The 10,314-nt window shown below is 74.7% G+C and carries 7 protein-coding genes; 5 read left to right on the top strand and 2 right to left on the bottom strand.

Annotated features, from left to right (window positions below):
• The first annotated feature begins 198 nt into the window (after positions 1 to 198).
• The 3 genes from ACSNOK_RS25235 (at position 199) to ACSNOK_RS25225 (ending at position 3,518) form a co-directional block, all read left to right on the top strand.
• Positions 199 to 1,164, top strand: a complete 966-nt coding sequence (locus ACSNOK_RS25235) for a S1 family peptidase (RefSeq protein ID WP_436783059.1) — start codon at positions 199 to 201, stop codon at positions 1,162 to 1,164.
• 180 nt (positions 1,165 to 1,344) lie between these two features.
• On the top strand, positions 1,345 to 2,388 hold the full coding sequence (locus ACSNOK_RS25230; protein ID WP_436783058.1) for a slipin family protein: 1,044 nt from the start codon (positions 1,345 to 1,347) through the stop codon (positions 2,386 to 2,388).
• Between the two features lie 236 nt (positions 2,389 to 2,624).
• Positions 2,625 to 3,518, top strand: coding sequence for a hypothetical protein (locus ACSNOK_RS25225; RefSeq protein WP_436783057.1), 894 nt, complete (start codon positions 2,625 to 2,627; stop codon positions 3,516 to 3,518).
• 119 nt (positions 3,519 to 3,637) lie between these two features.
• Here the strand turns inward: ACSNOK_RS25225 and ACSNOK_RS25220 are convergent, their stop codons facing one another.
• Together ACSNOK_RS25220 and ACSNOK_RS25215 are read right to left on the bottom strand one after the other, a co-directional pair.
• On the bottom strand, positions 3,638 to 4,084 hold the full coding sequence (locus tag ACSNOK_RS25220; protein WP_436783056.1) for a subtilase-type protease inhibitor: 447 nt from the start codon (positions 4,082 to 4,084) through the stop codon (positions 3,638 to 3,640).
• 459 nt (positions 4,085 to 4,543) lie between these two features.
• Complete coding sequence (locus ACSNOK_RS25215; RefSeq protein WP_436783055.1) at positions 4,544 to 5,596, bottom strand: DUF3533 domain-containing protein; 1,053 nt, start codon at positions 5,594 to 5,596, stop codon at positions 4,544 to 4,546.
• Between the two features lie 310 nt (positions 5,597 to 5,906).
• Between ACSNOK_RS25215 and ACSNOK_RS25210 the strand changes: the two genes are divergently transcribed.
• Together ACSNOK_RS25210 and ACSNOK_RS25205 are read left to right on the top strand one after the other, a co-directional pair.
• Entirely contained in the window at positions 5,907 to 6,287 is a 381-nt protein-coding gene (locus ACSNOK_RS25210; protein ID WP_436783054.1) for a VOC family protein, read from the top strand.
• 175 nt (positions 6,288 to 6,462) lie between these two features.
• Positions 6,463 to 10,278 (top strand): DNA polymerase III subunit alpha, encoded by a 3,816-nt coding sequence (locus tag ACSNOK_RS25205; RefSeq protein ID WP_436783053.1) that lies wholly within the window; start codon positions 6,463 to 6,465, stop codon positions 10,276 to 10,278.
• The last annotated feature ends 36 nt before the right edge of the window (positions 10,279 to 10,314 follow it).

Genomic DNA, 10,314 nt, shown 5'->3' with positions numbered 1-10,314 from the left:
GCCTGCCGGGGCGGGAGGGGCGTCCGTCCGGCGGGGAAGTGCCCGGAACGACCGGTTCGACCCTTGCGCCCGGAGGCGCCCGGTCGAATACTCCCTCACCAGTGCTTGTCAGGGGCACGGCGTAAGCGGAACGTGTCGTGCCGCGCTCCGCGCCGTGCCGCGCCCTTCGTGGCCCCGCTCCTCCGGGAGGACACCAGCGTGACGAACCAGCGCTCCGCCCGCCCTGCCGCCGTCCCCTCCGCTCCTTCCGCTTCTTCCGTTCCTTCCGTTCCTTCAGCTTCGTCCGTCAGGAGAGCCGTCGCCCTCGCCGCCGGTCTGCTCGCCGTCTCCGCCCTCACCGCCGCCCCCGCCGGGGCGGCGGCCGGCGCACCGGCGGTACCGTCCGCCGCCCGGCTCGCCGCGCTGAGCGCCGCGATCGGGGAGGCCGACGTCCCGGGTACCGCCTGGGCGGTCGACGAGCGGTCCCACGAGGTGGTCGTCACCGCCGACGCGACCGTCCCGGCCGAGGGCGTCGACAGGATCAGACGGGCGGCCGGCCCCGGCTCCGACGCGATACGCGTCGAACGCGCCCCCGGCGCCTTCCGCCCGCTGATCGCCGGCGGCGACGCGGTGCACGCCGGCACCTGGCGCTGCTCGGCGGGCTTCAACGTCCGCAAGGGCACCACGTACTACTTCCTCACCGCAGGCCACTGCACCGAGGGCAAGCCCGCCTACTACGTCGACGCCCGGCACCGCACGGCCGTCGGCCCCACCGTCGGCAGCACCTTCCCCGGCGCCGACCACGGCCTCGTGCGCTACGCCAACGGCTCGCTGCCCCACCCGAGCGCCGTCGACCTCTACGACGGCGGCTCCCAGCGCATCACCTCCGCGGCCACGCCCCGCGTCGGGCAGAGCGTCCGCCGCAGCGGTTCCACCACCGGGGTGCGCGACGGCCGGGTCACCGGCCTGAACGTCACGGTCAACTACGGCGACGGCCAGGTCGTCCGCGGCCTGATCAAGACGGACGTCTGCGCGGAGCCCGGCGACAGCGGTGGCGCGCTCTTCTCCGGCACCACCGCGCTGGGCCTGGCCTCCGGCGGCAGCGGTGACTGCCGCAGGGGCGGGACGACCTTCTACCAGCCGGTGGTGGCGGCGCTCGACGCTTATGGCGTCCGGCTGTTCTGAGGCGGTTCGGGCCGTCTTTCCTGTTTTTGTCCGGCCGGCGGCTTCGGGATGCGGGCTGCGGTCCGGTCGGTGCGCCCGGGCCCCGCCCCGCCCCCGGGCCTCCGTGGTCCGGGGCTCGACCCCGTGCCCGGCCGGGCATACCGTGGACATATCACCTGTCGTGGGACACAGGGGGCCGTGATGGTCGAAGACCTCGTGGTGGCGGCCGTGGCCGCGGCGTCCGCCGGAGCGGTGTACCTGATGGCGGCGGCCCGAGTGATCAAGCAGTACGAACGCGGTGTCGTGCTACGCCTGGGCCGGCTGCGCAGCGAGGTCCGGGCGCCGGGCCTCACCATGATCATTCCGGGCGTGGACCGGCTCCGCAAAGTGAACATGCAGATCGTCACCCTGCCCGTCCCCGCCCAGGAGGGCATCACCCGGGACAATGTGACCGTCCGGGTCGACGCCGTCGTCTACTTCAAGGTCGTCAACGCGGCCGAGGCCGTCATCCAAGTCGAGGACTACCGTTTCGCGGTCTCGCAGATGGCCCAGACCTCGCTGCGGTCGATCATCGGCAAGAGCGACCTGGACGACCTGCTGTCCAACCGGGAGAAGCTCAACCAGGGCCTGGAGCTGATGCTCGACAGCCCCGCCATCGGCTGGGGCGTGCAGATCGACCGCGTGGAGATCAAGGACGTCTCGCTGCCCGAGACGATGAAGCGCTCGATGTCGCGGCAGGCGGAGGCGGAACGGGAGCGCCGGGCGCGCGTGATCAACGCGGACGCGGAGCTGCTGGCGTCGAAGAAGCTGGCGGAGGCCGCCGCGACCATGTCCGCACAGCCGTCGGCCCTGCAACTGCGGTTGCTCCAGACCATCGTGGCGGTGGCGGCGGAGAAGAACTCGACGCTGGTACTGCCATTCCCGGTGGAGCTGCTGCGGTTCCTGGAGCGGGCCGTCGAAGAGCTGCCCACCGAGGAGCGGGCCGTCGTCGAAGAACGGGCCGTGGGGCGAGAGCCGGAAGGGCGTCCCTTCGAGGAACGGGCCGTCGAAGGGCCGGGGGCGCGGGGCTGGACGGTCGAGGGGTGGACTCCCGAGGAGCGACTGGCGGAGAAGGAGGCCGTACCGGAGCCGCCGCGCGGCGGTACCGGAGGGCGGGTGGCCGGTCAACAGGACGTAAGCGGCCGGGAGTTCGGCGGAAATGAGCCGGGAAGCCGGCGGGAGGGCGGCGGACCGGGTGAGGGGTGAGACCCGGGATTTCCCGGGTCGCTCCCCGGGTCGTCGGAGGAGCGGGGAGCGTGTGCATGGGCATGCGGGCGACCGGAAGTCGCCCTTGTGCACCCCGCCCCGGGTGGGGACACTCGGACGCACGAACTTGGTATGGACGCGTCCCCTTGGTGCGGGGCGCGGCCGTGCCCTCGTTCGGCCTCCGGGCCCGGAAGGCGAGCTGCCGCCGGGGCCGACCCCCCACTGGAGGTGCCGAGTTGAAGACCTTCCGGTCGGCCGCGCGCGGTGCGCCGGTCGACGCCGTGGCGGTGGTCGCCCCGCACGCGTCGGCGGTGTGCGCGTCCCCGGCCGGGGTGTCCGTCGGGGAGCGGCGGGCCGTCGGGCGGCCGTCGGCTGCGTGGCCCGCGGCGATGCGGCGGGCGCCGGAGACCCGGGCCGCGGTACCGGGAAACGCCCGGGTGACGGATCTGGGGGCTGGCCGGTTCGTCGCCACGGTTGATCCCGCGGTCACCGGCGCCCGGTCATCCCGGTCAGCCCGGTCGGCCCGGCTCGCCGACGGCGTCGCGCGGTTCGCGGACGCGGCGCCCGTCCGGAGGCCCGCCACCCGGCCTGCCCGGCTCCTCGCAGGGGGCAACGGGATCCGGAGTGCCGCCAACCGCCGCACCCTCGGGTTCGACGGGGTGAAGGACGGCCGGCCCGGCTTCCTCGCCGACGGGCGCTGTGCCGTCGCGGTCCGCGACCGGTCCGGGGGAGCGGGCGAGCCGTGCGTCGCCGCCACCGAGACCTCCGTCGTCCCCTGCCACGACTGCGTCCTGGTCCCGTACGTCTGGGATGCCGGGATCGTCGGCGGCCGGGCCGTCGCCCGGGCGGGGACGGCGTACGCGGGGGAGCGTGTACGGCGCGGCGGTGCGTCGAACGGGGTGCGTGACGGGCGGGTCGCGGGGCCGGCCGCGACGAGGGTCGGCCACCCGGCGGGGCAGGTGGGCGGGTCGACCGAGGTGGACGTCCGCGCCGAACCCGGCGCCGGCGGCGGCCCGTCGGCCGGCGGTGGGACCGCGCCGGGCGTCACCCCGGGCGTCACCCCGGGCGGGATGGGCCACTGCCGGCCGGTGTCCCCGGCGCCTCGGGCGCCGGGCGCGCGTATCGGCTGAACTCCGGGCGGTGTGCGGGAGGTTCCGCTCACCGCCCGGCCACGGACGGGGGCCCCCGGACACACCTCCACGGTGTCCGGGGGCCGCCTCACGCACGGTTCGACGGGCTCGCAGGCCGGTCAGAACTCGAAGACGGTTCCCTTGCTCGCCTTCATTTCGCACGGGTTGGCGAAGGTGTGCTCGTACTTGACGCGCTGGCCTTCCCAGACGCCCTCCGCCGTCACGACGAAGGGGTTCCACTCCTTGGTGCAGGCCGTGCCGGACTTCACCTTGGTGATGTCGGCGAAGTTGCCGTTCGCCGCACGCAGTTGGTCACATGCTCCACGGGCGTCCGGGTGGGTCCCACTCGGCTTGGGCATGCAGTTGAGGGTCACCGCGCGCTGGACGCCGGCGGAAGCCGCCTTGTCGCCCTGGCCGACGGTGAGCACCAATGCCGAGGGTGCGTACAGACTCTGCTGGGCGGCGGGTGCGGGCGCGGGCGCCGCGCTAGCGGTGGCCCCGGCCCCCACCAGGCTGCCCAGGATCAACGCTGACCCCAGGGCGATCCCCCCAGTGATGTACCGCATTCCGAACACTCCCTTGTTCGTGGGTTCCGATAACGCTCGGAAGTTTGGCCCAAGCGGTGCGTGAACGCACATGCATCGATCGCTTTCAGTCGCTGGTTGAAAGCGTTGAGTAGTGGCTTGTTTCCGCTGTTCGCCGAGGGGTGGAAGGGGTGCCGCGTGAGGCGGGGGCGGCGCGGGGCGTCCGGTCTGGCGGGATTGGGACGGTTTAATGTTTCAGGAGTATTGACCTGCGGTAATCCCTTGCCATCGTTGATCCGGGGGTAACTGACCCTGGGAAAACAAGGATTGAGGGCGCCCCGATTCGATGATTCCGGAGTTCGGGGCGGAAGGTCCGGCTCCGGGGAGGGCCCGGCCGAAAAGAGGGCCGGCCGGGGCGGGGGAGGGTTTCCGGACGCCCCGGGGATGGCTCGGTAATGACCGAAGAGACGCCATCCCGACCGCTTGGTATGGGTGTTCAGGTCACCTGGAGGTCGATTCCCGTTCTCCGTGACCCCGATTCCGTTCGCTGGTGGACTTCTTCCGTTCACGGAAGATCGCACCCGCCCAGGTGACCGCCGCGCCCGCCGCCGCCCAGCCGGACAGCACCAGCAGGGGGCAGGTCAGGGCGTTGCCGTCGAAGTAGGTGAGGGAGCGGGCGGACCAGGTGCCGGCGCCGGGCGGGAGTGCCGGGCCGATGGCCCGCCAGAACGGCGGCAGCAGGGGATAGGGGTAGGCGCCGCCCGCGCTCGGGTTGCCGAGGACGACGACGATCGCGATCGCCAGTCCGATGCCGACGACACCCGCCAGGCTCTGCAGGGCCAGGGTGAGGGCGCCCACCGCGAAGACCACCAGCGTCCCCAGCCCCCACAGCGGGGCGACGCCGGCCGGCAGCGCGTCCAGGATCGGTCCGGTGATCACCGCGCCGAGCAGGCCGGAGACGGCCGCGTAGACCGCGAGCGCGGCCAGCCGGATGGTGGCGCGATGGGGGTTGGCGGGGCGGGCGCCCGCGCTGATCGCGAGGATCGCCGCGCACAGGTAGCCGCCCACGCACCAGCCGACCACCAGGTAGAACGAGGTCAGGCCGCGGGAGTCGCCGGCCGCGGCGGGGGCGATGTCGACGACCTTCACCGAGCGGTGCTCGGCCGCCTCGGCCCGGGTCGCGACCGCCTCGGCGGCCTGGGCGAGCGAGGCACCCGCGCCGCTCGCCACCAGCAGGGTGTCCTTGGTGCCGCGCGGGTCGACCACCAGGGCCGCGTCCAGGTCGCGCTCCCGCAGCCCCCGCTCGGCCGCCGCCCGGTCGGCCGTGACGCGCGGGTCCAGCGGGTCGCCCGGCAGCCGGTCCAGCCGTTCGGCCAGGGAGCCGGCCGCCTGCCGGGGCGCCACCACGCCCAGCCGGATGTCCCGCGGCTGGGGGTGGTGGAAGGCCCCCACGTAGGAGGCGATGAAGGCGAGCTGGAGAACGAGGACGCCGGTCACCAGGAGTGCGGCGCGGCCGGTGACCGCGTCGCGCACCTCCCGGACGAAAGAGCTCATGCCCCCGAGCCTGCGGGGCGCGGCCGGATGGCGCAGGCGGGAGCGGGCCGATCGGGGGAGCCGTGATGTCGCGGTGGCCGGCCGCAGGGTGATCGCCCGGCCCGCCCGTTCGACAGCGCTCGGCGGCGTAGCGCCGCCGGGTGGGGCAGAAGGTAGGGAAGCGGCACATATCCGGTGGTTTAGGCCGTCCTGTGTCCTAATCGGACCGTACGGTACCGGCGTGTGCGGCCCGGCAGTCGTCGAGGCCGCTTCCCCGAACCCCGTACGGCCCGGTCGTCCGGGCCTACTCCACCGCAGGAGGAATGCCGACATGGCCAGCACGAATGCCCTTGAAGGTGCCCGAGTGGCGTGTGCCGCGTTCTGGGGGCACGACGGGAAAGCGCTCGCCGACTTCTACGCCGCCGCCCTGGGCTGGGACGTCGTCCAGACCTTCGGTGACACCGCGGCGATGATCAGCGACGGTACCACCGCCTACGTGTTCTACACGGCCGAGTCCTTCAAGGCTCCGGACTGGCCGGCGGACGAGCTCGTCTTCCACCTGGACCTGTCCTACGACGACGTGGAAGCCGCCGAGGCGCGCCTGCTGTCCCTCGGTGCCGTCAAGCCGGATCACCAGCCGGGGGGTGAGCAGTGGACGGTGTTGCTCGACCCTTCCGGCCAGCCGTTCTGCATCAGCGCCGGCCGTTCGTGAGGGGAGGGCCGGGCTCTGAGTCCACCCGGGGGGGGCTGGGCGCCTCCTGATGGGTGAGCGGGGCGGGCCGCTCTTTCGCGTGTTCGTACGAATGTTCGACGATTGGTTTATGGTGGAGGGAGAGGGGCGGAAATCGGCCAGGGGGGCATGACGGGCGAACGGAGCGGGAGGCGTGATGACGGCTCGTTCGACGTGTCCGCCGGACGGGCACCGTCCCGGCTCCCCGAGCTTCCCGAACCGGGGTGATGCCGGGGGCCCGCAGGGCCCGGTGCCGCCGTCGGGGCTGCGGTCGGGGCTGCGGTCGGGGCTGCGGTCGGGGCGGTCGTCGGCTCCGGCGCGGCCCGCGTCCCCCGAGCCCCTTGCCCGGCCGTCGGCCTCCGAGCACCTCGCGCGGCCGTCGGCCCCCGAGTCCCGTGTCCGGCCGTCGGCCCCCGCGCGCCGGGCCGCCGCCTTCCCGTTCACCCACCTGCACACCGCCTCCGGCTTCTCCGCGCGGTACGGCGCCTCGCACCCCGAGCGGCTGGCCGAGCGGGCGGCCGAGCGGGGCATGGACGCGCTCGCCCTCACCGACCGCGACACCCTCGCCGGCGCCGTCCGGTTCGCCCGGGCCACCGCCGCCGCCGGGGTGCGCCCGCTGTTCGGCGTCGACCTGGCCGTCCGCGGCCCGGAGCCCGCGCCCGGCGAGACCGTCCGGCGGCGTACGCCCGTACGCGGCGGGGCGTTCGTCGACGAGTCCGCGCCCCGCGCCGTCTTCCTCGCCCGTGACGGCGCGCTCGGCTGGGCCGCCCTGTGCGGCCTGGTCACCGCCGCCCACGCCGGGAGCACCGGTCCCGCCGACCGCCCCGAACTGCCCTGGGCGGAGGCCGCGGCCGCCGCGGCCGGGCCCCGTCCGCCGGTGTTCGTGCTGCTCGGACCGGACTCCGAGGTCGGCCGCGCGCTCGCCGCCGGGCGCCCCGACCGGGCCGCGCGGCTGCTCGCGCCGTGGCGTGAAACGTTCGGTGCCGCCCTCCGCCTGGAAGCCGTCTGGCACGGCCGCACCGGCACCGGGCCCGGTTCGCTGCGGCTCGCCGCCCGTACCCTCGGCCTCGCCGCCGACCTGGGCGTCCCGGCCGTCCTCACCAACGCCGCGCGCTACGCCGACCCCGGGCAGGGGCCCGTCGCCGACGTCCTCGACGCGGCCCGCCGGCTGGTGCCCGTCGACTTCCGCCGGCCCGAGGCGCTGGACGGCGGCGAGCGCTGGCTCAAGGACCCCGGCGCCATGGCCGCCGCCGCCGAACGGATCGCGGAGGCCGCCGGCCTCGGCCGGGACGCCGCCCGCCGGCTGCTCGGCACCACCGAGGAGACCGCCGCCGCCTGCCGCGTCGACCCCGAGGACGACATCGGCCTCGGCTCCGTCCACTTCCCCGAGCCGCGCCTGGTCGGCGCGGACCGGCGCACCGCCGACCGGGTGCTGCGCTCCCGCTGCACCGCCGGCCTGGTGCGGCGGGGCTACGACCGGGGCCCCCGGGGCCGCGTCTACCGGGACCGGCTGGACGACGAGCTGGACGTCATCGCGCGGCGCGGCTTCGCCTCGTACTTCCTCACCGTCGCCCGGGTCGTCGACGACGCCCGCGAGCTCGGCGTCCGCGTCGCCGCGCGCGGCTCCGGCGCCGGCTCGCTGGTCAACCACCTGCTGGGCATCGCCGGCGCCGACCCGGTCGAACACGGCCTGCTGATGGAGCGGTTCCTGTCCACGCGGCGGGCCGCGCTGCCCGACATCGACATCGACGTCGAGTCCGCGCGCCGGCTGGACGTCTACCGCGCGATCTTCGACCGGTTCGGCCCGGAGCGGGTCGCGACCGTCGCCATGCCCGAGACCTACCGGGTCCGGCACGCCCTGCGCGACGTCGGCGCCGCCCTCGGCATGGACCCCGCCGAGGTGGACCGCCTCGCCAAGGCGTTCCCGCACATCCGGGCGCGCGACGCGCGGGCCGCCCTCGCCGAGCTGCCCGAGCTGCGCGGCATCCGGCCGGAGCGGTACGGGCGGCTGTGGGAGCTGACCGAGGCGCTGGACGCGCTGCCGCGCGGCGTCGCCATGCACCCGTGCGGCGTCCTGCTCTCCGACGCGACCCTGCGCGCCCGTACGCCCGTCGTGCCGACGAGCGGCGAGGGCTTCCCGATGTCCCAGTTCGACAAGGACGACGTGGAGGAGCTCGGCCTGCTCAAACTCGACGTGCTGGGCGTGCGGATGCAGTCCGCGATGGCGCACGCGGTGGACGAGGTCGAACGGACCACCGGCCGCCGCATCGACCTCGACGACCCGACGCAGGTCCGGCCCGGCGACCCGCGCACGTACGCGCTGATCCGCTCCGCCGAGACGCTCGGCTGCTTCCAGATCGAGTCGCCCGGCCAGCGCGACCTGATCGGCCGGCTCCAGCCGGAGACCTTCCACGACCTCGTCGTCGACATCTCGCTGTTCCGGCCGGGCCCGGTCGCCGCCGACATGGTGCGGCCCTTCATCGAGGCCCGGCACGGCCGCGCGCCCGCCCGCTACCCGCACCCCGACCTGGAGGAGGTGCTGAAGGAGACGCACGGCGTGGTCGTCTTCCACGAGCAGATCATCGAGATCCTGCGGATCATGACCGGCTGCGACCGGGGCCGCGCGGACGAGACCCGGCGCGCGCTCTCCAAGCCCGAGCTGCTCGGGCGGGTACGGGCCTGGTTCGCGGAGCGGGCGGCGGAGCGCGGCTACTCCGCCGACGTCGTCCGGCGCACCTGGGAGATCGTCGAGGCGTTCGGCTCGTACGGCTTCTGCAAGGCGCACGCGGTCGCCTTCGCCGTGCCCACCTACCAGTCGGCCTGGCTCAAGGCGCACCACCCGGCCGCGTTCTACGCCGGGCTGCTCACCCACGACCCGGGGATGTACCCCAAGCGGCTGCTGCTGGCGGACGCGCGGCGGCACGGGGTGCCGGTGCTGCCGCTGGACGTGAACCGTTCGGACGCCGCCTATCGGATCGAACTGGTGTCCGAGAGGCGGTTCGGGATCCGGCTCGCCCTCTCGGAGGTGCACGGCATCACCGAGGCCGAGACGGAACGCATCGTGGCCGGCCGCCCGTACAGCTCCCTCCCGGACCTGTGGCGGCGGGCCAGGCTCCGCCTCCCCGTCGCCGAACGGCTGGCGCGCGTCGGCGCGTTGGACGCGTTCGGCGACAACCGGCGCGACCTGCTCCTGCACCTCACCGAGCTCCACCGCCACCAGCGGGGGCCCACCGCCCAGCCGACCCTCGTCGACGACGCGCGGACCGAACCGATCGGCCTGCCCGACCTCGACGCGGAGGAGCGGCTGGGCGCCGAGCTGAACGTGCTCGGCATGGACACCTCGCGCCACCTGATGACCGATCACCGGTCGTTCCTGCGGGAGTTGGGCGCGCTCCCGGCGAGCCGGCTGCGCGACGCGCGGCACGGCGAGACCGTGCTCGTCGCGGGCGCCAAGGCGGCCACCCAGACGCCGCCGATCCGGTCCGGCCGGCGGGTGGTCTTCGCGACCCTCGACGACGGTACGGGCCTGGTCGACTGCGCCTTCTTCGACGACTCCCACGCGGCCTGCGCCCACACGGTCTTCCACTCCTGGCTGCTGCTGGTCCGCGGCACGGTCCAGCGGCGCGGGCCGCGCAGCCTGAGTGTGGTCGGCGTCCGGGCGTGGAACCTGGCGGAGCTCGTCGCGCTCCGGGCGGAGGGGGGATTGGAGGCGGTGGCCGAGGTGCTGGCCCGGCCGGTGGAGGCGGACGGGGAGGCTGGGGAGGCTGGGGAGGTCAGGGCTAGCGGGGCTGTTGAGGCTACCGAGGCTACCGAGGGGTCCGGGGCGGCGGGTGCGCCGGGTGCGCCGGGGCGGCGCATCGAGATGCCCACCGGTTATGCGATGCACCCGTGGGCCGACCTCCGGCCGGCGGGCGAAGGGGCGGCCACGGGACGGAAGTTGTGGCATGCGAGCCAGGGGAGCGCGGGGCGGTGAACGGGATGGAGAGGGTGAACGGGGTCTGTCTCTTAT

The sequence above is a fragment of the Streptomyces sp. URMC 126 genome (genome assembly GCF_051386555.1).
Taxonomy (GTDB): domain Bacteria; phylum Actinomycetota; class Actinomycetes; order Streptomycetales; family Streptomycetaceae; genus Streptomyces.
Note: the sequence above shows the minus strand (reverse complement) of the source record. Positions and strands in the feature narration are given on the sequence as shown.

What these genes read in the sequence shown, in the direction of transcription:
- ACSNOK_RS25230 (WP_436783058.1), top strand. Translation starts at nt 1,345, where the DNA reads ATGGTCGAAGACCTCGTGGTGGCGGCCGTGGCCGCGGCGTCCGCCGGA.
- ACSNOK_RS25220 (WP_436783056.1), bottom strand. Translation starts at nt 4,084, where the DNA reads ATGCGGTACATCACTGGGGGGATCGCCCTGGGGTCAGCGTTGATCCTG.
- ACSNOK_RS25215 (WP_436783055.1), bottom strand. Translation starts at nt 5,596, where the DNA reads ATGAGCTCTTTCGTCCGGGAGGTGCGCGACGCGGTCACCGGCCGCGCC.
- ACSNOK_RS25210 (WP_436783054.1), top strand. Translation starts at nt 5,907, where the DNA reads ATGGCCAGCACGAATGCCCTTGAAGGTGCCCGAGTGGCGTGTGCCGCG.
- ACSNOK_RS25205 (WP_436783053.1), top strand. Translation starts at nt 6,463, where the DNA reads ATGACGGCTCGTTCGACGTGTCCGCCGGACGGGCACCGTCCCGGCTCC.